Raw genomic sequence first — 25,582 nt, forward strand, 5'->3', positions numbered from 1 at the left:
TCTATAATGGGTCCCATCTCTGAATTCATAGTAAACCCAATGTTTATACTTTCTATATTCTATAGATAAATTTCAACCTCGGCAACCTCTCGCAAACTATTTATAAGAAAAACCTGTATCTGGTTTTTCAATATTTTATCTTTAAAATCATTTATATCATAATTTTTTTGTGATAATTTCCCATCATCTATAAGTGATTGTCTCATACAACCACGCAAGAAATCTTCATTATATAGAGGTGTATAATAGCATTCATCTTCTTTTATCATGATATTTCCAATATCAAATTCTAATATTTTTCCATTTGAATCATACAACAACACAAGGTCAGTCTGATGATTATGTGATAAATGTTTTCTAATAGTTGTCTTATTTATTAATTCAGGTTTATTTACATTATCTGGTAAAGGTACTAATTTTGCTGTAAATTTATTTTTATCAGATAAGGTTGCAACAACATAATCTAGTGATCCATCTTGGTCTAATAATATTTTTATGCGATACGCACCTGTTGGATAATCATCCATTAACATTTCGATTAACTGATTCCATTTCGCTTCATCCAAGTTAAATTTAAGTTGCTCAGCAGACTGTTTTATTCTTTTTTTATGATAAGGCAGGCGCGGAAACTTTCCTTCTTCCAAACGCATCGTTTCAAATAACTGCATTATAACCTCTCCAATATCTTTGTTTTATCCTTAAATTCTTGCACTTCATCTTCAGGCTTAGAGTCTATAGTAATACCTGCACCCACGCCGTATATGGCTTGGTTATCCATGTATTGAATCGTTCGAATAGGCACGTTGAAAATGGACTTCCCTTCAGGCAACAACAAGGCAACTGTACCACAATAACCATTTCTCGGGGTTTGCTCTAACTTTTTAATATACTTCATAGTATTGATTTTTGGTGCTCCTGTAATAGAACCGCACGGAAATAATGCTTTTAAGATATGCATGAGTTTAGTCTCTTGATGTAACGCCCCTGTGACCATCGACGTCATTTGAAATACAGTGCTGTAGCGTTCTATATGAAATGGTTTATAGACTTTTACAGTTCCTGTCTCTGTAATACGGCTAATATCATTTCGTAACAAATCCACAATCATGACATTTTCCGCTTTATCTTTAACTGAATTCATTAACGTATGTAAATTTTGCTGATCTTGCGTTTCTGAATGTCCTCTAGCTATAGTACCTTTCATGGGCTTACTTAATAATACATCTTTCCGATTTTCAAACGGACCACGTTGGAAAAATAATTCTGGCGAAAGAGAAGCTAACTGTACTTCATCTGTATCGATTAAAGCAGAATAAAAACCATGATTTTGCTGCTGTAACACTTCATATAATGTAGAAATCGAATAATGAATGTCATCAGTCAAACGTGTCGTATAATTCACTTGATATGTATTACCTTCAATAATTGCGGATTGAACTGCTTTAATATGAGTAATTAATTGAGATTTATTTAATTGAAATTTAAAATCACATTTTGGTATGTATTGATCTTTTTTGTCAGTTAATGTTATATCTTCCTTTTTGTCAAAAACATAAGCAGCTGCAAAAACATATTCACCCTGTATTTGTATTGTAGCCATCTGTTCATTAAAAAAAGGTGCCGCTTCATACGGTAAATACAAAGCTACATAGCTACCTTGGTGTTGATGCATTTCTGCAAATTGTATAACGCTGCCTACTTCGTCTAAATGATATGCGATTAATTTATCTTTACACTGCGTAAATTGGTATTGATGGGATTCATATTCTGATTCGTCTAATAAATAGCGATAATTAAATTGTATCTGCATGAGAACCCTCCACGATTTCTATAAATAATTTTATTTGTTCAATACCATATTCACTCAGGATAGATTCAGGATGATACTGTACACCAAAAACAGGTAACGTTTTGTGTGCACACGCCATAATGATACCTTCTTGATTTGTTGCTGTAACTTTTAATATTTTTGGAAATGTCTTAGTATCAGCAATTAAAGAATGATATCGCATAACATAAAATGTATCGGCTAAACCTTTAAAAATACCACTGTTATCATGTTGAATTTGAGTTGTGTGACCATGAATCGGTTTATCACCTTTTATAATATCTCCGCCAAAATAAGTCGTTATTTGTTGAAATCCTAGACATACACCTAGAATTGGAACTTGTTCTGAAAAAACTTTTATAACTTCATTTAATATAGGATAATCATCAGGTGATCCTGGTCCTGGAGAAATAACTATAGCATCTGGAGACATTTGCGTAATCTTCTCAGTAGTAACCTCTTCAACATCTACTACATTAACTGTCCCACTATAACTTTGATTAATATAGTCTACAATATTGTATGTAAATGAATCTTTATTATCAATGATTAGTATCATTTCTTCACCTCGTTATGTATCTTTCACTACCTATTATACTCATTATCCCAAATCTCAACTTGATTTTACAGTTTAAATGTATTATTCTTATCACCGTATAAATGAATATAAAGAGGTTCCTAGCTGACACCCTCTATAAAAAACTAGACACGTAAACAACGTCTATCTTTTTTATAAGGATAGGCGTTTTTTTATGGTGTCATAGCGAAAATGAGTCAAAGCTAGTATGACATTATTAAGGAGTGCAAGATATTATGACGCAACAATCTTTAAACAGTAATAAAGCCATCGTGGTTTTCAGTGGTGGACAAGATAGCACGACTTGCCTATTTTGGGCTAAACAACATTACGATGATGTAGAATTAGTGACATTTGAATATGGACAAAGGCACGATACAGAAATTAAAGTAGCAAAGCAAATTGCTGAAACACAAAATGTAAAACATCACATATTAGATATGTCCTTACTTTCTCAACTTACACCAAACGCATTAACGCAGCATGATATGGATATTGAAGTTGGCGAAGACGGCGTGCCAAATACATTTGTACCGGCTAGAAATCTTTTATTCTTATCATTTGCAGGTGCGCTTGCATATCAAACAAACGCGAAACATATTATTACTGGCGTTTGTGAAACTGATTTTTCTGGATACCCTGACTGTAGAGATAGTTTTATAAAATCAATGAATGTTACTTTATCTCTATCTATGGATAAAGATTTCGTTATACACACACCATTAATGTGGTTAGATAAAAAAGAAACTTGGGCACTAAGCGATGAACTTGGCGTACTAGACTATATTAGATACAATACGCTCACTTGCTACAATGGTGTTATCGGTGAAGGTTGTGGAGAATGCCCTGCTTGTGAATTAAGAGCACGAGGTTTAGACGCTTATCTAAAAGAAAAAGGAGCTGAATAACGTGTTCCAACAAAATTATCCTAACGTTCAACATCCTTATAGCTTTGAACTTAATAAAGACTTCAACTTTTCTGCAGCCCACTATATTCCTAGTGAAGATGCTGGAAAATGTATGCGTACACATGGTCATACCTACTTCGTAAATTTAACAATTGGTGGCGACACATTAGATCATAATGGTTTTTTAGTGAATTTTAGCGACTTAAAAAAATTAGTTCATGACCAATTCGACCACCATTTACTCAATGATTTACCTCAATTCAAAGGCAAGAGTCCATCAACAGAAATCGTTGCACAGACTATTTATGAAATGGTGCAAACTTCATTAAATGAACGAGACAACCAGCCTAAATGTCTACAAGTTTATGTTAGAGAAACGCCAACAAGTTATGTGGTCTATAGACCAAAGGAGTCCAAATATGAGTAAAATTCCTGTTTTAGAAATTTTCGGTCCAACAATTCAAGGTGAAGGCCGAGTGATTGGACGAAAAACGATGTTTGTTCGCACAGCTGGTTGCGATTATCGTTGTAGTTGGTGTGATTCAAGCTTCACTTGGGATGGTAGTGCTAAAGAAGATATACGCATGATGACCGCTGAGGAAATATACGACTCACTTTATGAAATTGCTGGTGACTCATTTAATCACGTAACAATTTCTGGAGGTAACCCTTCTCTTATAAAAGGCATTCAGGATTTAGTCGATCTTTTTGAAACTAAAAACATTTATAGCGCATTAGAAACTCAAGGGAGTAAATTCCAACCTTGGATGACACAAATTGATGACTTAACTATTAGTCCGAAACCCCCAAGTTCAAAAATGAAACCTAATCTACCAATATTAGATGAAGTTATTGAAAATTGTATACCTGCTTCTTTAAATTTAAAAGTAGTAATTTTTGATGACCAGGATTACGATTTTGCTAAAATGATACACCATAGATACCCTACGATTCCTTTTTATTTACAAGTAGGTAATCCTTATCTAGATGGCGATTACGTTGAATCACATACTGAAAAGTTATTATCATTATATGAAACACTCGTCGATCGTGTAATGGCAAGCAGTGATATGAATAATGTTTACGTCTTACCACAGTTACACACATTGTTATGGAGTAATAAAAAAGGTGTTTAAATTGAGTATTTCGTACGATACGTTGTATAATGCTTCTTATCCACATAACGGTGTCACTCATTTTAGTGACTTTAAATCGTTAGGATAACTATCACTGCTAATATATATAAGAAAAACATATTTATTTCTATTTGACCTAATATTTTATGTAAATTTAAATAATTAATTGTTATTAAATGATTAACGTAATATTAATTGGTATAATGTTGCAGTGAAGTATCTAGGTTAGGAGAGCAACATGCTAATAAATATAATTATAAATATAGCTGCGGTATTAATTATTCTTGGAATTGATTTATATCGTCAGAATTTCAAACAACTTAAGTTTAGCTCTATACTCATTGCTTTATCTGTAAATGGTCTCATCAATTTATTTCTCGTCGGTGAATATGACTACATCGCATTTTATACAAGTGCGCAACTCATCATTTGGGCCATATTACAATTGTATATAAATAGAAAAGTAACTGTATACGTTATAACAGATCAAAAATTTATTGCGATTGTTCTTACTATTATAATGAGTACATCCTTAATACTTACTTATAGTACAAGTCATGATTCATTTTATATGTCTATTCCTTATTTAGCCCCAGCCATTTTTATCATAGGCGCTATCATGCTTTTTTATAGCACATTTCAACCAAAGGAAAAAGAACAACTTAAATTTATGAATCGTATTCGACGCCCTATTTTTGTGGGCCAAATATTAATTATTGCATCATCATCAGTAATGACACTATTAACACCTTATTGGTATGCTTTTTTAATTATTCATTTATTATTTATATCATTCTTATTATGGCAGAATATATTTTCTTCACATAAATGATTAACCTTTTATATTTCGTGGTATAGATTAGAAGTCGAACGAATAATAAAGGAGGCAAAACAATATGGGCTTTATACTTATGTTAATAGTCGGTGGTTTAATCGGTTGGATAGCTGGTGGCATCGTAGGTAAAGATATACCAGGTGGTATTTTAGGTAATATTATCGCTGGTATTGTAGGTTCCGCACTAGGCTCTTGGTTACTTGGTGATTGGGGTTGGCATTTAGGTGGCATCGCAATATTCCCAGCACTTATTGGGACAATTATTCTAGTAGCAATTGTTTCATTTATTTTCGGTAAATTACGTAAAAAATAAAATTACTAATCTAAAACATTAATAATTTAAATCAAGGCGATAAACCAAATGCTGCAAAGGCACTTGGTTTATTTTTTATAGCTATTAATTCTCTTGAGTCAATCTGTGTTTATTAATTCCATTATTTAATGCCAATTGAAAAGGCTATTGATGATGACTGACTCCTAACTACTAGTTAATAAAGCACTAGACGGATACTAAATGCTGATACTGCGCCTACAGAAAGTGTACAAAAAAAAGTGAAGTTGAGACATGTATTTTGTCTCAACCTCACTTTTTAATTTGGCAGTGGCTGACTGAATTGAAAATGCACTCATATCAATATTTTAAATAACCACACTACTTCATCTATAAAGTTAAGTTGTTATTATGCGCGCACTTCAGCTCTTGTATTCCATTTTCTAGTCATCTTTGCCGAGCTTGGCTCATACAACGAAATCTTATTTAAAAATAAATTTTTGTCCTACTCGCACTTTAAAACATCTAAGTTTTAATTATTATCTATTTTTAACAAGTTTTTTCTCTTCTTCACTTTCATTTATCTTACTTTCATAATTTTGATGATCTTGTTTAAAACGCTCATTCATAGTTTCTTCAAAGCTACGTTCCACTCGTTGACTTGAACAATTTAAGTTCGATGCTTGTACAATATATTTCGGTCGTTGTTTGACCTCATAATAAATACGTCCAATATATTCACCAACGATTCCAATTGAAATCATTTGTATACCACCTAATAGTAATATTGCAGCAATAGTTGAGAAATAACCTGGTGTTTCAATACCATTAAACACAATTCCTGCAAAACTATAACCGATATACAATAGACTGATAAAGAACACAATAAAACCAAGATAAATCATTGCACGTAAGGGTTTGTTATTAAAGGATATCAAGCCATCAATACCATAATTTAACAATTTACCAAATGACCATTTAGATTCCCCGTCTTCTCTTTCTACGTTTTCATAAGTAAACACTTTGGTGTTATACCCAATCCATTCATATAGCCCTTTTGAAAAACGGTTGTATTCATCTAAATCAGTCAATGAATGCACTGCACGTTGACTCAGCAATCTGAAATCGCCGACACCATCTTCCAATTTAATATCTTCTACAAAACGATTAATCATTTTGTAATACAATCTTGTCATGAATTTTCTAGTTGGTTTTTCATTCTTTCTGTCACGCTTCGCAACAACTTGATCATAACCGTCCATATAGCCAGCAATCATTTGGGGTATTAATTCAGGCGGGTGTTGCAGATCAGCATCTATCATAATTGCTGCGTCACAATCTTCACTATTTTGGAAACCTGCAATCATCGCAGACTCTTTTCCAAAATTGCGACTAAACGAAATAAATTTCACATGATTATCCTTAGTCGCTACATCTTGAATAAATTTTATTGTTTGATCTTTACTACCATCATCTACAAATAGTAAATCATAGTCATATTGATGATGTTGACTATCTTTTGATAATATCTCAGTCAAACGTTGATAAGTCTTTAATACTACTTCACCTTCATTATAACAGGGCACTATAACTCTTATTTGCATATTAAACACCTTCATTTCAATTACTTCAATTTCACTTTATCAATTTTTATCACTATAATGCTATACTAACCAATTAGATTTACACAATCTTTATATAGCCTTAATATTTATTGCCCAAACTTAACTTAAACAACTTATTTTTTAAAAATATATAATCATTTAAATTAGATAGATCTTAAAAAACAGAGTAAAATGATTTAAGCGTTACAAAATAAGATAATACATTGAAATTTAAATATGGTTACTAATATTGTTCAGTATTAAAATCATTAAAAGTTATAATTTGTAACTTTAGTCTATCAACTATTTGATGAATTTGGAAACAAAACCCTTTATTATCGCTACTAGAACTATTTCAATACTTATTATTATACATATATATAGCACATCGCTTTTTAAAAGTACTGGCGCATAAGGAATAGAATAAGTCAGAACTACTGACTCAATCCATATTATAAAAATTAAAAGCACCAAGCCATTAGAAAAAACTAATAGATTGATGCTTTCTATTTGAGCTTGAAATATTTATGCTCTAGGTTCTTGTATCACTTCTTATTTCAAACTACCTATACGTACATTATCTGGATCATTTCCTTGACGGTCATCACAATTCAAACGATCTATCTCAGCAATATCTGTCAATTCTAAATTAAAGTCGAAAATATCGTAATTTTCTTTAATGCGTTCTGGTGTTTTTGATTTCGGAATAATTAAGCGATCATGTGACAAATGCCAACGCAATACAATTTGGGCTGGTGTTTTACCATAGCGGCTTGCCATATCTGTGATCAACTCGTGTTCTAATAAACCTCTATTTCTCATCAAGGGCATCCATGCTGTCACAGCGATATCATGCCTATTACAAAAAGTTTGTAGTTCATGTTGATTAAAGTATGGATGCACCTCTATTTGATTCACAGCAGGTACGATATCAGTTTGGGACATTAATTTTTCTAAATGGTGCGCATTAAAGTTACAGACACCAATTGCTCGGACTTTGCCTTCTTCATATAATTTTTCCATTGCTTTATAAGTTTCAACAAATAAACCATCCGCTTCACATGGCCAATGTATTAAAAATAAATCTAAATAATCTGTTCCTAGGTTTTCTATCGATTTTGTGAAAAATTCGATTGTATTGTCATAACCTTGGTAATCATTCCAAATTTTTGATGTAAGAAATAAATCTTCGCGCGCTATTTCAGATTGTTTTAATGCTTTGCCTAACGCTATTTCATTTTTATAAAAATAAGCAGTATCAAATGCACGGTAACCCGCTTCTAAAGCAGCTGTTACTGCAGGTGCCATTTCTTCATCTGCAATTTTATATACTCCAAGACCCACTCTCGGCATTGGATAACCATTATTTAAATAATACACGTCTTCTAACATAATTAATCCCCCTTCAACTAAGTTGAAATTATTATAAAGATATATCGTTATACTCTAATCATTATAGCAATACGTAATACATGTATCACGCATAATTGTTTCAATATCAACGCCACCACTATTATGGTAGTAACCTAAGCCTTCTCATGTGAAACACATATACAAAAAAGCTATCGACAAAATCAGAGACTTTATCGATAGCTTTAAATATATAAGACAATGATTAATCGTTATCTTCATTGTCTTCATTATCTTCAGGTGTGGGACGTGTTGCATTGTATTCAACTTCTAATAAAACAGTAATAATTTGATGGTTATCGACTTCTGATATAATCCAACGATCATATTCAGTATCGACATAATCATTTTGTTGTAAGTTTGTATTATGTGCTTGCAACCAACCACCGATTGTATCAATGTCTTCAGAATCAGCAAATTCAATGCCGAGTTCATCATTTAAATCGTCTAATAATACACGACCACTAATTTGATATCTGCTGTCTGTTACTTTTACAACATCGTTTACTTCGTCGTCATCAAATTCATCACGAATTTCGCCAACGATTTCTTCTAAAATATCTTCCATCGTCAAGATACCTGCTGTACCACCATATTCATCAATAATCAAACTGATATGAACATGTTCACGTTGCATACGAACTAACGCATCGCTAATACGTGTTGTTTCAGAAATCATTGGTAAATCATGAATGTAATTACCTACTTTAATAGGTTTGCCTGAAGCATATTCTGTTAAAAACTCTTTTACATTAAGAAAACCTTTTACATGGTCTTTGTCCCCATCTTCTGTAATCGGGTAACGTGTAAATTGATGTTCTTTAATTGTGTCTAATAGCTCATTTACATTAAAGGGTTCGTTCAATGTAGTCATTTGTGTACGAGGCACCATGATATCTTTGGCTTGTCTCTCATCAAATGAGAAGATGTTTTGCATATAAGCCAATTCTGTTTGGTTTATTTCGCCACCGTTATAGCTATTGTTTATTATAATTTTTATTTCTTCTTCTGACATTGCATCGTTATTCGCATCAGGATCTACACCGAACATACGTATAATCATTCTTGAAGAACCATTCATTAGCCAGATCAACGGTTTCATAATGGCACCGAAGTAATACAATGGTCTAGCATATATCAATGCTACTTTCACAGTATGTTGAATGGCCAACGTTTTTGGTGCCAGTTCACCGAGTACTACGTGCAGGTAGGTCACAATAATAAATGCGACAATAAATGAAATTGTCGTTGTTAAGGCTTCAGGTAAATTAACTGCTTCAAATAATGGATGTAATAATTTACTAAAGGTCGGTTCACCTAACCAACCTAATCCTAAAGATGTCACTGTAATACCCAATTGACACGCTGATAAGTAGTAGTCCAAGTTTTTAATCATTTTTTTTACTATACGTGCATTACCATTGCCTTCTGCTACGAGTTGTTCAATTTTTGTCGCGCGGACTTTCACTAATGAAAATTCCGATCCTACGAATACCGTTGTTAATGCTATTAAAAAAACAAATAATGCTAAATTTATTATGGTCACAGTTTCCAATTAGTTCCCTATTTCTAGGGATTCACCTCCAAATATCGTGTCACAATAGGTGACCGTACATAAGATTTATTGCTATGTTGCATTTTCATATTATATACTAAATCCTTCCCATTTGTGACACCTCCCGAAAAATACGCATTTCTTCTATTTTATCACAATCTTAAGTCATCATGTAATTTGTACGTACGAAATTTTATTTCTCTAACTTAACATTTAAACGCAAATTTTAAGTCGCGTCAACTTTTTGATTCAATTTACACTTTACATAACACGTTTTAAAGTGAGTTAAATTTCAGATTGTTATTAAGAAAATTTGTGTATTTCGCCTGCTTTTATAGTAGTTTGGACTGTAATTTCATCATCTACTATAACGATGTCTGCGTCTTTTCCGACCTTCAAACTCCCTTTTTGCGATTCAATATTTAATGCGATTGCTTGATTTAAACTTGTTACTCGCCATAAATTATCTAGTGAATCACCCGTATATTGTATTAGATTTTTCAGTCCTTCATTCATTTTCAGTATGCTACCCGCCAGTGCGCCAGATGCTAATCGAGCTTCAGAACCTTTTACTATAACGTTTTGTCCGCCTAAATCATATTCACCATCTGGCATACCTTTCGCTCTCATTGCATCAGTAATTAAGAAAAAGCGTGTATTCCCCTTTTGTTTATAAGCAATTTGAATCGCTGTAGGGTGTGAATGAATACCATCCACGATAAGTTCAGTACTTAAGCTATCATTGGTCCATGCCGCACCAAAAACACCTGGTTCTCTATGCTCGAATGGAGTTCCAGCATTATATAAATGCGTCACATGTTTAGCGCCACGTGCTACCGCTTCATTTGTTTCATCAAAAGTTGCAACCGTATGACCAATAGAAAAACGTATTTGATCATGTAACGCCTCTAATGTTTCGTGAGCACCTTCAACCTCAGGAGCAAATGTGATCACTTTAATTTGGTTGTTAGCTGTTTTTTGAAATTGTTGTACTTTTTCTATAGAGGGTCTTTGCACATAGGCTGGGTTTTGCGCTCCTACTTTATGTTCAGAAATAAATGGTCCTTCTAAATGTATGCCTACGATGTCGGCTGCTTTTAGAACGTTCTGTTGTTTCTGATATTCGATGATGTTTTCTAATGCTTTTGTAATATTCTCGTCAGATTGTGTCATTGTTGTGGCTAAGAAACTTGTTGTGCCTTCAGATAATAGTGATTCTGCTAAATGTTTCAATCCATCATATGATGCGTCCATCGCATCTTCTCCATAGCCACCGTGCATATGAATATCTATAAACCCTGGTAAAACATGCTGACCTTGAGCATCATAAGTTGTTAACGCACCTTCATAATCCCCTTTGCCTACGTCAGTAATTTTATCGTTCTTAACAATAATATATCCGCGTTCTATTATTTCTTCTTCAGTATAAATTCTCCCATTTTCAATCACATATTCAGCCATTTCTCTACCTTCTTTTCTTTGTTTTACCCAATGTGTCTATTTCAACACTTCGCTTTTTATTTTACCAAACTTAAGTCTTTTATTATATTCAAAAGTTTTTGAATTTCAGTATTACATATAAATAAAAACCAGCAGAAATACTCATTAACTTGTGAGCTTCTACTGGTTTTTCTAAGTTTATTCATTTTATAAAACTTTATACACTAGTTAGCTGTAACTTAAGAACTTTGTATTTCGTCTTCCGTCACTTTTGGTTTTAACAATCCATAAATGATTGCACCTACGATTGATCCTATAACAATTGCAATAAGTGATTGTATCACGTGACTGAAATCAGTACCTACTATCACAAAGATACCACCGTGTGGCGCTTGAATTGAAGAACCTAGTCCTAATGCGATTGCACCTGCAACCCCTGAACCCACCATCATTGATGGAATAACTCTTAGTGGATCAGCTGCTGCAAACGGAATTGCTCCTTCTGTAATGAAAGATAATCCCATTACATAGTTTGGTGCGATAGAACCTTTTTGCTCTTTAGTAAATTTCTTGCGGAAAATTAACATCGCTGTTGCAATTGCGATTGGTGGTACCATACCACCAATCATTGCAGCTGTAATTGGTGCAGCATTGCCTTCTGTTAACGCTGCAGTCGCAAATACGTATGCTGCTTTATTAAATGGTCCACCCATATCGATAGCCATCATTGCACCAATGACTAATCCTAAGAGCATAATATTCGTTCCTGATAAACCTTCTAAACCATTAAGTAGTAAATTATTCAACCACGACGCTGGAGGGTTTAATACATAAACCATTACTAAACCTGTGATTGTTACTGATAATACTGGGAAAATTAATGTAGGTTTCAAACCTTCTAATGATTGAGGTAACCCGCTGACAAGTTTCTTAATACCTTGTGTTAAATAACCTGCTAAGAAACCTGCAAGAATACCTCCGATAAAACCTGCATCACCTGAAATTGCTAACATACCACCAACTAAACCAGCTGCAAAACCTGGTTTATCTGCAATACTACGCGCAATATAACCAGCGAGAATTGGTATAATTAACGCAAAGGCACTCTGATTACCAATATTCCATAATTGTTCAGCAAATGCATTATACTCAGAACTATTTGGATCATACGAGTTTGGTCCAAATAAGAAAGCGATTGCCATTAAAATACCACCGGCAATAACAAGCGGTAACATATTGGAAACACCATTCATTAAGTGTTTATAAATTGTTTTACCAAAGCCTTGTTTTTCATTACTTCCAGACTGATTTGATGCTTTATGATTGCCTTTGGCTACAAATGGTTTACGAGAAGTATCTTGTGCTATATTGATCAGTTCTTCAGGGCGTTTAATACCATCTGCAACTGGTACTTCCACAACATTTTTACCATCAAAACGGTCTGTTTCCACATTTACATCTGCTGCAACAATGACGCCAGTTGCGCGACGAACATCTTCATCAGTAATGTGGTTTTTTATGCCACCTGAACCATTCGTTTCAACTTTTATTTTTACGTTCATTTTTTCAGCTTGTTTTTTTAAAGCGTCACGAGCCATATAAGTATGTGCAATACCTGTTGGACATGCCGTAACAGCTAAGATATAGGGTTCATCCGAATCTGTTGCTGGTGTAGTCGCAGCTGCTTGTGTTTCTGCTTCTTCCTCTTCGGTCGCTTCATCATCTGCTTTATCTATAATTTGAAGCACTTCTTGTGGAGAATTTGCGTGAAGTAAATCTTCACGCACTTTTTCGTCCATTAAAATACCTGATAGCTTAGCTAATGCATCTAAATGAGTTTGTGCCCCACCTTCTGGCGCTGCAATCATAAAGAATAAATGTGCAGGTTGCATATCCAAACTTTGATAATCAACACCTGTTTTTGATTTGCCGAATGCAATCGCCGGTGTGTCTACTGCTGCTACTTTTGCATGGGGTATCGCGATACCTTCACCAATACCTGTAGTACTTTGTGATTCACGATTATGAATTGCTTCTTTAAACGTTGTTACATTATTGAGTTTGCCCGCTTTATCGAGTTGATTCACTAACTCATCAATAACACCATTTTTTTCTGTTGAAGAAAGGTCCATTGCAATTGTATCTTTTGTTAATAACTCGGTTATTCTCATCTTATTCACTCCCACCTAATGTTGTAATCATTACTTGTGATTTAATATTTTCAATAGACGTCCTCGTTGCCAAGTCATCGTTAAATGCTGTTGCCGTCCCAGCCGATACAGCCTGTTTAAATGCTTCTTTAATAGATAAACCAGAATTTAGCCCTGCAACCATCCCCGCTACAGTACTATCACCTGAGCCTACTGTATTTACTACTTGACCATTTGGTACAAGTGCTTTGTAACTATGTTGCTTGTCTACGTATACAGCTCCATCTCCACCGAGAGAAATAATGACTGAAGTCGCGCCCATTTTCAAAATTTCACGGCCGTAATTCATTACTTCTTTATCTGAATTGATAGTCGTATCGAACATCACTTCTAATTCATCTTTATTTGGCTTGATAAATAAAGGGTGATATTTCAAAACAGATTCAACGAGTTCTTTTTCAGCATCAACGACAAGTTTCGCGCCTGTATCTTGTGTGATTTCCGCAATTTGTTCGTATGCGTTAGCAGGTACACTTTTAGGAATGCTACCCGCAACAATAACTGTATCGTGTTCTGAAGTACTGCTGATTTGTGTTAATAAGGCTTCGAATTGTAATTGAGTTATATTAGGTCCTGGCGCGTTAATTTCTGTTTCATGACCTGTTTTCAATTTGACGTTAATACGCGTATCTTCATCAACATGCACAAAATCTGTATCAATTTCTGCTTGCTTTAATGTTTCTTCAATAAATCGACCTGGAAATCCCCCGGTAAAACCTAACGCTGTAGATTGAACACCTAATGTTTTTAAAACTCTTGAAACATTTATGCCCTTACCACCTGCAAATTTATTTGTTTCAGTTGCTCTGTTTAACCCATTAAGTTCAAATTCATTTGAAAACATAATGTAATCAATAGAAGGATTAAAGGTTACTGTATAAATCATAATGTTCCTCCAATAAAATTATATTTTTCAGCATAATATTGAAAAGTCACGCCTTGCATCGCTTTTGCAGAAGTGACTAACGCCACATTCTCTAGTAAAGGCACATGTGCGAAATATACTTTTTCATATTTAGCATGGTCTACTAATACATAAACTTGCGTTCCTAATTCCATAGCATGGTGCTTTATGATTGCTTCTTGTTCATCTGGTGTAGTCAGTCCATATTTCATGTCAATACCGTTCATACCGAGAAACACTTTATCAAAACGATATCGATTCAGCGTCTTCAGTGCACTCGTACCTACTGTAGCAAATGTTGTTGCTTTCACTTCTCCACCAAGGATGAGTGTTCTAATACCTCGTTTTAATAATTCTTCTACGTGCGTCAAACCATTTGTCACTACAATAATGTCATTTGCATTAATATATGGAATCATTTCTAAAGTTGTTGAACCCGCATCTAAAAACACACAATCGTCATCATCTATTTGGCTCGCTGCTAATCTCCCAATTTCTTGTTTTTCTCTTAGATTAGTACTTCTTTTATCAGCCAAATTAGGTTCTAACAAAGATGATTGATTTAGCTTTGCGCCACCATGTATTCTTTTTAACTTTCCCATTTGTTGCAATTTTGATAAATCGCGACGAACTGTTGAGGCACTACTACCTGTTCGATCAATCAATTCTTGTAGTGTTAAAAAGTCTTTTTGTGACAATTCAGCCAATATTAACTCGTGGCGTTTTTCCGTAATCATCGCTTCACCTCATCTCAACACCATTATAATGTTTCCGTTTTCATTTTTCAATCATTATTTACCAAAAACAATCAAAATCAATCAAAAATATGACACATTTTTTCAAAATCTCTTCATTTAGCTATCTGCTTTAAAAATCAAATCAGTTTTTATTTCATAAAGCAAAAAACCATAAAGCAGGAAATAATCCGTTACTTTATGGTCATTAGCTTAATAATATTTAATTATGTTCATCATGTGTCACTTTTTTAACTTTGGCTCGTGTTGTTCTAATTAAATGCGCTACATCTATTTTAATTTGTGTACCACGTGCTCCACCACTGACATAGATAGCATCTATTTCTTCAACTTGTCGATCAATAATTGTTGGGAATTGCCGTTTCATACCAATCGGAGAACAACCGCCACGGACGTAGCCAGTCACTTTTTTTAAATCATCAAGTGGCATTAACTGTAATTTCTTTTCATTAACTGCTTGCGCTGCTGACTTCATATCAAGAGAGGCATTTACAGGAATAATAAATACAAAGTGCGCATGTTTAGCATTTTCTAACACGAGTGTTTTATAAACTTGTGATACATCTACGCCGACTTTTTCAGCTACAGTCTTTCCATCCATATGACTTTCTGATACCTCGTAAGTATTGACGCAATACTCAATTTTCAAGCGATCGAGCATACGCATTGCATTTGTTTTAACTTCCTTCATTACAACACCTCGTATCATATGTTAGTAATAGTTCACTAAGTTATAACTGATATCATTCATACTTTTATTTAAAATCTAAGATTTATTTATCTAAGTCTAATTTTTTTATAAAACGAGTTAATTCTTCATGCATAGATTCATCTTTTAAAGCAAATTCAATTGTAGTTTTCACAAAACCTAATTTTTCACCTACATCGAATCGATCACCTTCAAAGTCGTAAGCATAAACTTGATCATGTTTATTTAATCTTTCAATTGCGTCCGTAAGTTGAATTTCTCCACCTGCACCTTTGCTTTGAGTTTTTAAATAATCAAAAATATCAGCTGTAAGAACATAGCGACCCATAATTGCTAAATTAGACGGCGCAGTGCCTTGTTTCGGTTTTTCAACGAATTCTTTCACTTCATATTTTCTACCTAATTTTTCTAATGGATCGATAATACCATAGCGATGTGTTTGGTCTTCTTCTACTTCTTGTACACCGATCACAGACTTTCCAGTTTCTTCGTAAGCTTCTATCAATTGCTTAATGGCTGGATTATCAGATTCAACAATATCATCACCTAAAAGCACCGCAAATGGCTCATCACCTATAAATTGGCGTGCAGAATAAATAGCATGACCTAAACCTTTTTGCTCTTTTTGTCTTACATAAAATATATTAGCAAGTTCTGTAGAATATTTTACTTTTTCTAGTAAGTCCGTTTTTCCTTTATCTTGTAAAATCATTTCTAATTCTTTTTGATTATCAAAATGGTCTTCAATTGCACGTTTATGTTTACCAGTAACTATAATGATATCTTCGATGCCTGCTCGTGCTGCTTCTTCTACTATGTATTGGATTGTAGGTTTATCTAATATAGGTAACATTTCTTTTGGCATAGCTTTCGTAGCTGGTAAAAATCTTGTTCCTAAGCCAGCTGCAGGTATGATTGCTTTTTTTATCTTTTTCAAAAATGCTCATCCTTTTCATTAAAATATTTTAATCTTGGTTTATATAGTTTGCACTCATTTCAATTGATAATATTATCATAACATTGATACTTACTGCTTTATACTAATTTCATAGCATAAAAAAAGCCGCGCAACTCCATTTTATCATCAGTTTACGCGACTTATATTTTACTTTTAATTTAACGATGGCTGACGAACTACGTCACCCACTTTGTTTACTACCACTTTATATTCTTTTTCTGTTTTAGACTCATAAAAAGTATAAAACATACCTTCTTTAGATGTTTTAACATTTTTGAGAACTGCATTCTCACCGAGTTCATCTTTAGCATACTTTTCAGCAATTACTTTTGATTCTTGAGGTGAAATACTAGGTGTATTAGAAGTTTGTTGCTCTTTCACGCGATATGACTTATCAAAAATGTGCGCTTTATTATTTTTATCTACCGTAACTCTATAAAAAGTGTTGGGCTGTTCTTTGTTTTCAAAAGTAAAAATATAATAATAGGCACCTTGGCATGTGCGATCAATACCATAATCATTATATGCATTAGCAGCATTATTATCTTTATTCACAAGTGTTTGTGCTTCTTTTTGTGCTTCGGAGAACTTGGGTAAATTAGAATTCCCGATTTCATTATTTTTTAAATTGTGTGTCGTTTTTTTAGCTATTGGTACATATGCTTCGGCATTATAAGGTTCTTCTTGTTCAACATCTTTCACTGCTGCACTAATAGTATTATCACTGTTGTGATTGTCGTCACCTTTAGTTTCAGTTCGTTTATCATTGTTTGAACAACTAGAAATTGTTTCATGAACTTTTGCTAGTGCTTGTTGATTTGTAGCTATAAATAAGAGAAAACATAAACAACAAGCAAGAAGGAATGCCATAATTGATAAAATTAAATTTTTCAAATTCATCCCCTTACTTACATTACTTTTTTAATATTTCCTACATATTAGCATATTTTATTAACTTAAAACTTATATAGACCACAATTTAAACCAATCGTAATCTCTGTAACATTAATATTACGCAATATGACTTTATTTAATCTTAATGTCATATTGCGAGTCATATAACGCTAAAATTATATAAATTAAAAAGAACGTACGTGAATGAGTCTACGTACGTTCTACTTTATTTATCTTTTTAAGTTATGATTTTCTAAGATTCGTTCTTATCATTTTTTCAACTAGTATAACAAACATACCAAGTATCATTACTGCAACTGCCATATATAAAGGATATTCAAAGTTAACGTCATATAACGTCCCAGCCACTAAAGGTCCTATAAAATTCCCCATACTCGTAAAAGTGGAATTTAAACCACCTGCAAAACCTTGACGATCTCCTGCAATATTAGAAAAATAATTCGTGATTGCAGGTCTAATCATATCAAAACCAATAAACACAATAAAGCTGATTACCATGATAGACCAATAACCATCCACAAATGTCAAAGCGAGTAATACAATTGCTGAATATATCAACGAATAATTGATAAATGTGAGTTCTTTAAAATGTTTCATAAATTTATCAAAGAAGAATACTTGGAATACAGCACCTAATATACCCCCACCTGTAATTGCAAATGAAATATCTAAAGGTGAATAATGTGCTTTATCTGCTGTATATAATGGGAATAATGTTTCAAATGCTGATAATCCAAAAGCGAGCACAAGTGTTAAGGTGATTGGTGTAAGGAAGACTTTCCAATCAATTTTTGTAAGTAATTCAGGTTGATACACTGTAAATCCATCTTGTGTTTCGTTTTTAGGATTTTTAATCAAGATAATAGAAAGCAGTAATGCTAAACAGCCACTAAATCCTGCTACGTAAAATGGTAGCCTATGAGAAAATTCTGCAAGAAAGCCACCTATACCTGGCCCTAAAATAAAGCCAGAGTTAATAATTGCTGACATATAGCCAAAATTCTTAGCTTTATCTTTACCTATTGAAATATCTGCAATCATTCCAGTAACACCAGGCATAACCATACCAGCACTGAACCCACCAAGAATTCTAGACACAATTAAGAGTGAGAAAGTATGACTAGCGGCAAACAAGAATTCTGATATTGCAAAAAGTCCTAACCCAATACAAATAATTAATTTCTTTCCTAATTTATCTGCTAACGTCCCACCAAATGGCGAAATAACCATTTGAGCTAATGCAAAGACGGCAACAAGAACCCCTAAATCGCTACCTTTTAATCCTAAATCTTTCAAATAAACAGGAAGAACTGGAACAACTAAACCAATACCTAAAAAGACTAGGAAAATATTAAAATATAAAATTACAAATTGCTTATTCACGTTTCTCACTCCATTCGTTTATACCATTCATATCATGATACGTTCTTTTAATATATATATAATATTAGAGTATTTTATAACATTTATACATCAAAATACAATAGAAAATTTTGTTCATCTAAACACTTTTATATAAACTATAAAAAAGAACTTGTATACTATAGTTGTAATCAATTTTAAGAATGGAGGTTTCACATGGTATATCAAGTTGACGGAAAGACAATTGTGCTTGTTTTAGAACGTGGCGAAGACATTGTAGAAGCAGTGACAGATATAGCTAAAGAACAAGGCGGTAAATTCGGTACAGTAAGTGGCATTGGTGCTTGTGATGATGTAGAACTTAATTTTTATAACATCGACACTAAAACTTATGAGAAAAAATCCTTTGAAGAACCATTAGAATTAATTAGTCTTTTAGGTAATATCTCTCACATCCATGACAAACCATTTGCGCATTTACATGCAACCTTTGGGACTAAAACTTACGCAACACTTAGTGGTCATTTAACGAAAGCGGTCGTTTCAGCTACAGCCGAAATTGTAATCACTATGACCGACTTAGATATTAACCGTAAACATGATGAAGCAATTGGACTTAATTTATTAAATTTATAACTGCATCCTAACCAGTGGATCACACGTAGATTAATTGCACTATCGACTCATTAAAGACTGATGAAAGGTTCCGCATATATGGATTCATCAGTCTTTACTTCTTTTCTAGCTAAAACAATTAACCTTTCATTTAGTCGTTTTTTTAAAATGTATTTATAACTACAATCATTCTTTTTTTATTCAACCGTAAATCATTTAGTTAATAACAATTCATCATTATCATTGATATTTACATTCAAAAAATGTATTATATAATCTCATATTCAAAAATACGAGTTAATTTTCCCTTAGCTTTTTTAATATTGAGAGAGGGAATTTTTATTGGCATTTTTTCAATAAAATTGCTATTACTAGTAATTTCCACAATATATTTAAATGCTTTATTCAGAAAGAAAGTAGGTGTATTTATGAAGGCTCGTTATATCGCTAGAACGGTATTTCTAATATTAATCATTATTTCTATTTTCTTTAATGATTACTATCAATTTATGACTTTAAATTTATTTCTAGCATATGTGCCATTTGAACTATGCTTACTCTTAAATCTATTTAAACCTGTACATAAATATGAATGGCCACTATTTATTATTTTTGCTCTTATTTTCTTATTTATGGTGCCTAACACACTTTATATGGTTACAGATTTAATTCACTTAAATCAATTTACATTCAATTTCTATCAAGGTTTAATATTAGTAGAATGGGCATATTTCACTTTTCTAGTATCAGCAGTGTTACTTGCATTGTATTTATTAATTTTAATGTTTTTAGAAATGGAAAAATTCACGCCTTACCTCTGGTTAAATAGAACAATAATCATTGCAATGATGTTTTTAAACGGTTTAGGCATTTATATTGGACGTTTCTTACGTTTACATTCAGTCTACCTTATTAATGAACCGCTTCGCATTATCAATAAAGTATGGTCAAATTTAAATCTTGAAGCAATATGCTTTGTGCTGTTGCTTGTAGTATTACAAGGCATATTAATTTTATTTGCGAAAGGGGTACGAAGTGCAAGATGACATTTAACATTATAATTTTGCTTATTGTGCTTATCGTATTTCAATTAATTATTGGACATCTATTGCATGATATAGGATTTTCATATACTCGTAGTATCATACTCATGTGTCTCCCTTTAGGTATTGGATTATTTTATTTACAATTATTTTATTACGAACGCCGTTTCCCTAATTGGGACGTACCAAAAAATGTAAGAGTAAGACTAAAATATATGTATATATTAACATTTTTTGAATATGTTGCTTTATACATCTGTATTTTTAGATTGTAATTAATTCGAATTTGGATTATAAGTATAAGTAAGTAAATCTAGATCATAATTTTAAATTGAATAAAGGGCTATTAAGGTTCCATAACGGAACCTTAATAGCCCTTTTTTATATTGAAATAAAATCGGGTGGTAATACATAAATCAAAAGTTGTAATTTGACCTAATATGCCCGCCCCACAAGTCTGCCTAGCAAATGGCATACAAGAGCTTAAACTCTTGCATAAGAACTAAAGGGCATTTTCAATTCACTCAGCCACTGCTAATTTAATGATTGAGGCTGAGACATGTATTTTGTCTCAGCCTCATAGTTCTAATAATCTTTCTTAGTATATTTCACTATTGTTTATTGTTTGAGTGATTTTTTTACTTCTGTAACTGCGTTTGCAGAAACTTGTAATTGTGCCTGTTCGTCTTCAGATAATTGTAATTCTACGATACGCTCTATACCTTTAGATCCTAAAATTGTTGGTACGCCTAAACATATATCAGAGAAACTGTATTCTCCCTCTAATAATGCAATGCTTGGTAATAAACGCTTCTGATCTTTTAAAATTGCTTCAACCATACTGTAGACCGCTGATGCAGGTGCATAATACGCTGAACCACTTCCAAGTAATTCTACGATTTCTGCGCCTCCTTTTCGCGTACGCTCTACAATCTGTGTAATTTGCGTATTGTTCAGAAGTTTATTCAGAGGCACGGCGTTTACATTTGTTGATGTTATTAAAGGTAACATCGTATCGCCATGGCCGCCTAACACTAATCCTCTGATATCTTTAACCGATACATTAAGTGCTTCTGCAATAAATGTTTGGTATCTAGCTGTATCTAAGACACCCGATTGTCCGATTACACGTTCCTTTGGAAAACCAGAGGCTTGTAATACAGAATAAGTCATGGCATCTACAGGATTTGTAAGTACGATTATTTTGCAATTAGGTGAATATTTTACAATTTCTTTCGTTACATCGTGCATCACAGCTTCGTTGACTTGAACTAAATCGTCACGACTCATACCAGGTTTGCGTGCCACACCAGCAGTGATGACAACTACATCAGAGTTCGCTGAATCAGCATAATCAATAGTACCTGTTACATTAACATCGAAACCATATATCGGACTACTTTCTAATATATCTAGTGCTTTTCCTTTCACAAGGCCTTCACTCTCTGGACGGTCAATGAGTACGACATCTGCGAGTTCTTGTTGGGCCACAATAAAAGCTAATGTTGCGCCAGTATTTCCAGCACCTATTATCGAAACTTTTTGCTTTGTCATAATGCAATCCCCCTATATCGTCAATACATATTGTATGTTTATTATAACATTCAAAATATGTATCGCGCTATTTAAATCATAAGAATCTAAAATTTAATCTGGGGAGAATATCAATCTTATTTTTGCGTTCTTTGTCGTTTGAACCATTTCCAAATGACAAAAATAATTAAAATAGCTAAAATAATATAAATAATACGAGAATATATATCCATATAATAAACAATCGTGTGCCAATTACCACCTACGGCTTGGCCTAAATAAATTAACACTGCGTTCCAAATGATAGTACCTACTGTAGTAAATAGTATGAATAAGGGGATATTCATACGTGTTAAACCAGCTGGTATTGAAATTAAACTTCTCAATAAAGGAACAAAGCGACAGAAAAAGACTGTCCAATAACCATATTTTTCAAACCATTGAATTGTCTTATCTAAATCTTTCGTCTTCAAACGTAAAATCTTTCCATATTTATCTACAATACGGTAGAGATTACGTTCACCAATCCAAGCGCCTATACCATATAACACAATCGCTCCGACTACAGAACCAATTGTTGAGGTAACTAGAACACCAATATAGCCTAATCCAGATTGGGTAGTCATAAAACCACCGAACGTTAAAATGATTTCAGATGGAATTGGTGGAAATATATTTTCTAAAAAGATAAGTAGGCCTATGCCCCAATATCCATATTGTTCCATAAATTGTGTAATCCACTGTTCCATTTACTTCCTCCTATTTTGTTCGATAATACATAACCTTTATTTCTCTGGACGTTCATAAATTAAAGTAAATTATTTGCCGCTGCATATAAATATAGTGATGCACCAAATAATGCCATAGATAAAATCGTTAATATTAACGCTAGTATTGCAGTACGTTTGTAATGTTTTATAAACGCTACAAATAAAATACCCGCGTTATAAAAGAAAAACAATCCAAATAGCGTCATCATTAAAGTTATATCAGGAAATGCTAAATTTAAAATTGCGATGACAAGTGCAAATCCTAAAAATGGGAAATTAATAAAATTACGTTGAAATTTAAGTTGGTTTCTTTGATGTTGTTCGTTCTGTGTATTCATTAGTTACGCTCCTTCAATATGTACTTTAAGGGATATCGTGGCCTAGGGACGCTGTATAAATATCAAACCATTCTTGATCTGTAATTGTAACTTCTAAACCTTTTATTGCTTCGTCAATACGTTCTATTTTATGAGTGCCTAATACAGGCATTATTGTTGCTGGATGTTTATTTAACCATGCCATTACAATGCCATTCACACTAGTATGATATTTTTGTGCTAGGGGGGAAATCACGGCCATAATTCGAACAGATTTTTCATCTTCTAAATCGAATAATTTACCGCCTGCCATAGGACTCCATGACATCATTTTAACATTATCTTTATACATATGATTCATTAGGCCATTTTCAAGTACATCTATAGTATATGGCGAAATTTCTAATTGGTTTAATGTAATATGCAACTTATCAGAAACAAGATGTTTGCTCAATAAATCATATTCTGATTTATTAAAATTAGAAACTCCAAATGATTTCACTTTCCCCTCGTTAACTAAAGCAGTGATTGCTTCAGTCACTTCTTGTGGATCCATCAAAGGTGATGGTCTATGAATAAGTAGTGAATCCAGATAATCTACTTGCAACTCTTGTAGAGAACGATCTACAGACTTTTGAATATGATGCTTACTATGATCATAACGGTGACCGTCTGCTTCATGTATACGTTCTGATGGCAGCACAATACCACATTTAGTAACAATCTCCATTTGTTCACGTAATTGAGGAGATAATTTCAATGCCTCTCCAAATATACCTTCACATGAGTACCCACCATATATATCAGCATGATCCATAGTAGTAATACCTCGTTCTACTAATTCATTAAGGTAACGATTTAATTGTTGTGGTGTCCACTGCCAATCTTTTGCTCTCCAGAATCCTTGTATTACTTTTGAAAATGAAACATGTTGATTAATCTTTACTTTATCCATATTACCAACACCCCTTTTAATATTTAAAAAATTAAGTGAATTGTAGCATGTCTAATTGATTGCGTATGCGATTAACATCTATTTGTTCACCTATAAGCACAATGGTTAAAGGCATGGATGCATCAATAACTTGATAGTCTGGCAAACCAAACGCATATTGAAATTCATATGTATCATTTGGCATATCACGAAACTTTACGTATCCCTTTAATCTTAAAACATTATCTGGCAAGCGTAAAATAAATTGATAGAATAGTTGCCTATCTATTGGTCCAGAAAACTGATATTGCATACTATTTATCCCATGATGATGTGTATGTTGTTCTATATTTTGTCCTTTATTTTGCGTTACTGAAATTAATTGCTCCATATCTAAATTTGCATAACTCGTATAAAATGTCGGTGCATATGGATTAATTTCAAAAATTTCATTTATACGTTCTTTCTCTTTTTCATCAATTAAATCCATTTTATTGACTACAACTGTATGACTTGCATATAATTGTTCTTCCATCAATTGTGTTGTACTATGAGTATATTGGGCTCTGGTTAAAAATCTTGGAGCGTCGACTAAGCCAATAACCACTGGTGGATTAACGCTTGCGACGATTTCAGGATCTTGACATGCCGCAATTATTTCGATTGGGTGTGCTATACCTGTCGCTTCAATAATAATATGGTGCATTGCACTTTTGTTTAGAAAATGTTTTAATTGTTTTATTAAATCTTGTTGCAAGTCACAACATACGCAACCATTTAATATTGACGCAACCTCAATATCATCGCTGATTGCACGGCTATCTACATCTAAGTTACCGTATTCATTTACGATGATACTCGGGTTTTCATCATTACTTAGTAAATATTTTACATAATTACTGAGAAATGTAGTTTTTCCACTACCTAAAAAACCTGTTATGATTGTAATTGACGTTTTTGGATTTTTAATTTTTTTCATATAACCACTCATTT

Annotated in this window: 27 protein-coding genes; 8 read left to right on the plus strand and 19 right to left on the minus strand. The window is 33.1% G+C overall.

Features of this window, described 5'->3' with window-relative positions:
- Nucleotides 1-59: 59 nt before the first annotated feature.
- From NSR03_RS09360 to NSR03_RS09370, 3 genes are read right to left on the minus strand one after another with little or no spacing between them, the layout of a single operon-like run.
- Nucleotides 60-668 (minus strand): aminotransferase class IV, encoded by a 609-nt coding sequence (locus NSR03_RS09360; protein ID WP_069820631.1) that lies wholly within the window; start codon nt 666-668, stop codon nt 60-62.
- On the minus strand, nt 668-1,810 hold the full coding sequence (locus NSR03_RS09365) for a chorismate-binding protein (protein WP_069820630.1): 1,143 nt from the start codon (nt 1,808-1,810) through the stop codon (nt 668-670). The genes NSR03_RS09360 and NSR03_RS09365 overlap by 1 nt, the downstream gene beginning before the upstream one ends.
- The gene (locus NSR03_RS09370) at nt 1,794-2,387 is read right to left on the minus strand and encodes an anthranilate synthase component II (RefSeq protein ID WP_021339425.1); all 594 of its coding nucleotides are present in this window, start codon (nt 2,385-2,387) and stop codon (nt 1,794-1,796) included. The genes NSR03_RS09365 and NSR03_RS09370 overlap by 17 nt, the downstream gene beginning before the upstream one ends.
- Nucleotides 2,388-2,641: 254 nt before the next feature.
- Here NSR03_RS09370 and queC point away from each other — a divergent pair, with 254 nt between their 5' ends.
- The 5 genes from queC to NSR03_RS09395 all read left to right on the plus strand — a co-directional run bounded on the left by queC (nt 2,642) and on the right by NSR03_RS09395 (nt 5,597).
- On the plus strand, nt 2,642-3,313 hold the full coding sequence (gene queC / locus NSR03_RS09375) for a 7-cyano-7-deazaguanine synthase QueC (protein ID WP_021339424.1): 672 nt from the start codon (nt 2,642-2,644) through the stop codon (nt 3,311-3,313).
- Nucleotide 3,314: 1 nt separating this feature from the next.
- Complete coding sequence (queD, locus tag NSR03_RS09380; RefSeq protein WP_021339423.1) at nt 3,315-3,740, plus strand: 6-carboxytetrahydropterin synthase QueD; 426 nt, start codon at nt 3,315-3,317, stop codon at nt 3,738-3,740.
- Nucleotides 3,733-4,449, plus strand: a complete 717-nt coding sequence (gene queE, locus NSR03_RS09385; RefSeq protein ID WP_069820629.1) for a 7-carboxy-7-deazaguanine synthase QueE — start codon at nt 3,733-3,735, stop codon at nt 4,447-4,449. Before queD ends, queE begins: the two co-directional genes overlap by 8 nt.
- Before the next feature lie 238 nt (nt 4,450-4,687).
- The gene (locus tag NSR03_RS09390) at nt 4,688-5,281 is read left to right on the plus strand and encodes a hypothetical protein (RefSeq protein WP_064783093.1); all 594 of its coding nucleotides are present in this window, start codon (nt 4,688-4,690) and stop codon (nt 5,279-5,281) included.
- 64 nt (nt 5,282-5,345) lie between these two features.
- Nucleotides 5,346-5,597: a GlsB/YeaQ/YmgE family stress response membrane protein gene (locus NSR03_RS09395; protein ID WP_021339421.1), complete on the plus strand. Its 252-nt coding sequence runs from the start codon at nt 5,346-5,348 to the stop codon at nt 5,595-5,597.
- Nucleotides 5,598-6,094: 497 nt separating this feature from the next.
- Here NSR03_RS09395 and NSR03_RS09400 read toward each other — a convergent pair whose 3' ends face one another.
- From NSR03_RS09400 to norA, 11 genes are all read right to left on the minus strand, one after another.
- Nucleotides 6,095-7,159, minus strand: coding sequence for a glycosyltransferase family 2 protein (locus NSR03_RS09400; protein ID WP_064783094.1), 1,065 nt, complete (start codon nt 7,157-7,159; stop codon nt 6,095-6,097).
- Between the two features lie 552 nt (nt 7,160-7,711).
- Nucleotides 7,712-8,551: an aldo/keto reductase gene (locus NSR03_RS09405; RefSeq protein ID WP_069820628.1), complete on the minus strand. Its 840-nt coding sequence runs from the start codon at nt 8,549-8,551 to the stop codon at nt 7,712-7,714.
- A 223-nt stretch (nt 8,552-8,774) separates the two neighbouring features.
- Nucleotides 8,775-10,124, minus strand: coding sequence for a hemolysin family protein (locus NSR03_RS09410; protein ID WP_002508328.1), 1,350 nt, complete (start codon nt 10,122-10,124; stop codon nt 8,775-8,777).
- Nucleotides 10,125-10,427: 303 nt separating this feature from the next.
- On the minus strand, nt 10,428-11,585 hold the full coding sequence (gene nagA, locus NSR03_RS09415) for an N-acetylglucosamine-6-phosphate deacetylase (protein ID WP_046465069.1): 1,158 nt from the start codon (nt 11,583-11,585) through the stop codon (nt 10,428-10,430).
- A 218-nt stretch (nt 11,586-11,803) separates the two neighbouring features.
- Nucleotides 11,804-13,735: a PTS fructose transporter subunit IIABC gene (locus tag NSR03_RS09420; RefSeq protein WP_021339417.1), complete on the minus strand. Its 1,932-nt coding sequence runs from the start codon at nt 13,733-13,735 to the stop codon at nt 11,804-11,806.
- A 1-nt stretch (nt 13,736) separates the two neighbouring features.
- Entirely contained in the window at nt 13,737-14,660 is a 924-nt protein-coding gene (gene pfkB / locus NSR03_RS09425) for a 1-phosphofructokinase (RefSeq protein ID WP_046465068.1), read from the minus strand.
- The gene (locus NSR03_RS09430; RefSeq protein ID WP_069820627.1) at nt 14,657-15,415 is read right to left on the minus strand and encodes a DeoR/GlpR family DNA-binding transcription regulator; all 759 of its coding nucleotides are present in this window, start codon (nt 15,413-15,415) and stop codon (nt 14,657-14,659) included. The genes pfkB and NSR03_RS09430 overlap by 4 nt, the downstream gene beginning before the upstream one ends.
- Before the next feature lie 220 nt (nt 15,416-15,635).
- The gene (ybaK, locus tag NSR03_RS09435) at nt 15,636-16,124 is read right to left on the minus strand and encodes a Cys-tRNA(Pro) deacylase (RefSeq protein WP_002508333.1); all 489 of its coding nucleotides are present in this window, start codon (nt 16,122-16,124) and stop codon (nt 15,636-15,638) included.
- Nucleotides 16,125-16,206: 82 nt separating this feature from the next.
- Nucleotides 16,207-17,079, minus strand: coding sequence for a UTP--glucose-1-phosphate uridylyltransferase GalU (gene galU / locus NSR03_RS09440; protein WP_069820626.1), 873 nt, complete (start codon nt 17,077-17,079; stop codon nt 16,207-16,209).
- 174 nt (nt 17,080-17,253) lie between these two features.
- Complete coding sequence (locus tag NSR03_RS09445) at nt 17,254-17,994, minus strand: hypothetical protein (protein WP_002508335.1); 741 nt, start codon at nt 17,992-17,994, stop codon at nt 17,254-17,256.
- Nucleotides 17,995-18,237: 243 nt separating this feature from the next.
- Nucleotides 18,238-19,398, minus strand: coding sequence for a multidrug efflux MFS transporter NorA (gene norA, locus NSR03_RS09450; protein WP_064783100.1), 1,161 nt, complete (start codon nt 19,396-19,398; stop codon nt 18,238-18,240).
- A 195-nt stretch (nt 19,399-19,593) separates the two neighbouring features.
- On the opposite strand from norA, the gene NSR03_RS09455 reads away from it, so the two are divergent.
- From NSR03_RS09455 to NSR03_RS09465, 3 genes are all read left to right on the plus strand, one after another.
- Nucleotides 19,594-20,013, plus strand: coding sequence for a PPC domain-containing DNA-binding protein (locus tag NSR03_RS09455; protein WP_069820625.1), 420 nt, complete (start codon nt 19,594-19,596; stop codon nt 20,011-20,013).
- A gap of 407 nt (nt 20,014-20,420) precedes the next feature.
- Nucleotides 20,421-21,038 carry a DUF1361 domain-containing protein gene (locus NSR03_RS09460; protein ID WP_021339413.1) on the plus strand — a complete coding sequence of 206 codons (618 nt, stop codon included), beginning with the start codon at nt 20,421-20,423 and terminating at the stop codon, nt 21,036-21,038.
- Nucleotides 21,035-21,310: a hypothetical protein gene (locus tag NSR03_RS09465; RefSeq protein WP_021339412.1), complete on the plus strand. Its 276-nt coding sequence runs from the start codon at nt 21,035-21,037 to the stop codon at nt 21,308-21,310. Before NSR03_RS09460 ends, NSR03_RS09465 begins: the two co-directional genes overlap by 4 nt.
- 343 nt (nt 21,311-21,653) lie before the next feature.
- Here NSR03_RS09465 and mdh read toward each other — a convergent pair whose 3' ends face one another.
- From mdh to NSR03_RS09490, 5 genes are all read right to left on the minus strand, one after another.
- Complete coding sequence (gene mdh, locus NSR03_RS09470) at nt 21,654-22,589, minus strand: malate dehydrogenase (protein WP_064783101.1); 936 nt, start codon at nt 22,587-22,589, stop codon at nt 21,654-21,656.
- Between the two features lie 116 nt (nt 22,590-22,705).
- Complete coding sequence (locus NSR03_RS09475; RefSeq protein ID WP_069820624.1) at nt 22,706-23,317, minus strand: DedA family protein; 612 nt, start codon at nt 23,315-23,317, stop codon at nt 22,706-22,708.
- Nucleotides 23,318-23,376: 59 nt separating this feature from the next.
- Nucleotides 23,377-23,676, minus strand: coding sequence for a hypothetical protein (locus tag NSR03_RS09480; protein WP_002508341.1), 300 nt, complete (start codon nt 23,674-23,676; stop codon nt 23,377-23,379).
- 25 nt (nt 23,677-23,701) lie between these two features.
- Nucleotides 23,702-24,610, minus strand: a complete 909-nt coding sequence (locus NSR03_RS09485; protein ID WP_002512085.1) for an aldo/keto reductase — start codon at nt 24,608-24,610, stop codon at nt 23,702-23,704.
- 31 nt (nt 24,611-24,641) lie between these two features.
- Nucleotides 24,642-25,568 (minus strand): CobW family GTP-binding protein, encoded by a 927-nt coding sequence (locus tag NSR03_RS09490; protein ID WP_069820623.1) that lies wholly within the window; start codon nt 25,566-25,568, stop codon nt 24,642-24,644.
- Nucleotides 25,569-25,582 lie beyond the last annotated feature (14 nt).

Source organism: Staphylococcus sp. FSL W8-1207 (assembly GCF_038003745.1).
In the GTDB taxonomy this organism is placed as follows: domain Bacteria; phylum Bacillota; class Bacilli; order Staphylococcales; family Staphylococcaceae; genus Staphylococcus; species Staphylococcus equorum.

What these genes read in the sequence shown, in the direction of transcription:
- NSR03_RS09360 (WP_069820631.1), bottom strand. Translation starts at nt 668, where the DNA reads ATGCAGTTATTTGAAACGATGCGTTTGGAAGAAGGAAAGTTTCCGCGC.
- NSR03_RS09365 (WP_069820630.1), bottom strand. Translation starts at nt 1,810, where the DNA reads ATGCAGATACAATTTAATTATCGCTATTTATTAGACGAATCAGAATAT.
- NSR03_RS09370 (WP_021339425.1), bottom strand. Translation starts at nt 2,387, where the DNA reads ATGATACTAATCATTGATAATAAAGATTCATTTACATACAATATTGTA.
- queC (WP_021339424.1), top strand. Translation starts at nt 2,642, where the DNA reads ATGACGCAACAATCTTTAAACAGTAATAAAGCCATCGTGGTTTTCAGT.
- queE (WP_069820629.1), top strand. Translation starts at nt 3,733, where the DNA reads ATGAGTAAAATTCCTGTTTTAGAAATTTTCGGTCCAACAATTCAAGGT.
- NSR03_RS09390 (WP_064783093.1), top strand. Translation starts at nt 4,688, where the DNA reads ATGCTAATAAATATAATTATAAATATAGCTGCGGTATTAATTATTCTT.
- NSR03_RS09395 (WP_021339421.1), top strand. Translation starts at nt 5,346, where the DNA reads ATGGGCTTTATACTTATGTTAATAGTCGGTGGTTTAATCGGTTGGATA.
- NSR03_RS09400 (WP_064783094.1), bottom strand. Translation starts at nt 7,159, where the DNA reads ATGCAAATAAGAGTTATAGTGCCCTGTTATAATGAAGGTGAAGTAGTA.
- NSR03_RS09405 (WP_069820628.1), bottom strand. Translation starts at nt 8,551, where the DNA reads ATGTTAGAAGACGTGTATTATTTAAATAATGGTTATCCAATGCCGAGA.
- nagA (WP_046465069.1), bottom strand. Translation starts at nt 11,585, where the DNA reads ATGGCTGAATATGTGATTGAAAATGGGAGAATTTATACTGAAGAAGAA.
- NSR03_RS09420 (WP_021339417.1), bottom strand. Translation starts at nt 13,735, where the DNA reads ATGAGAATAACCGAGTTATTAACAAAAGATACAATTGCAATGGACCTT.
- pfkB (WP_046465068.1), bottom strand. Translation starts at nt 14,660, where the DNA reads ATGATTTATACAGTAACCTTTAATCCTTCTATTGATTACATTATGTTT.
- NSR03_RS09430 (WP_069820627.1), bottom strand. Translation starts at nt 15,415, where the DNA reads ATGATTACGGAAAAACGCCACGAGTTAATATTGGCTGAATTGTCACAA.
- ybaK (WP_002508333.1), bottom strand. Translation starts at nt 16,124, where the DNA reads ATGAAGGAAGTTAAAACAAATGCAATGCGTATGCTCGATCGCTTGAAA.
- NSR03_RS09455 (WP_069820625.1), top strand. Translation starts at nt 19,594, where the DNA reads ATGGTATATCAAGTTGACGGAAAGACAATTGTGCTTGTTTTAGAACGT.
- NSR03_RS09460 (WP_021339413.1), top strand. Translation starts at nt 20,421, where the DNA reads ATGAAGGCTCGTTATATCGCTAGAACGGTATTTCTAATATTAATCATT.
- NSR03_RS09465 (WP_021339412.1), top strand. Translation starts at nt 21,035, where the DNA reads ATGACATTTAACATTATAATTTTGCTTATTGTGCTTATCGTATTTCAA.
- mdh (WP_064783101.1), bottom strand. Translation starts at nt 22,589, where the DNA reads ATGACAAAGCAAAAAGTTTCGATAATAGGTGCTGGAAATACTGGCGCA.
- NSR03_RS09475 (WP_069820624.1), bottom strand. Translation starts at nt 23,317, where the DNA reads ATGGAACAGTGGATTACACAATTTATGGAACAATATGGATATTGGGGC.
- NSR03_RS09480 (WP_002508341.1), bottom strand. Translation starts at nt 23,676, where the DNA reads ATGAATACACAGAACGAACAACATCAAAGAAACCAACTTAAATTTCAA.
- NSR03_RS09485 (WP_002512085.1), bottom strand. Translation starts at nt 24,610, where the DNA reads ATGGATAAAGTAAAGATTAATCAACATGTTTCATTTTCAAAAGTAATA.
- NSR03_RS09490 (WP_069820623.1), bottom strand. Translation starts at nt 25,568, where the DNA reads ATGAAAAAAATTAAAAATCCAAAAACGTCAATTACAATCATAACAGGT.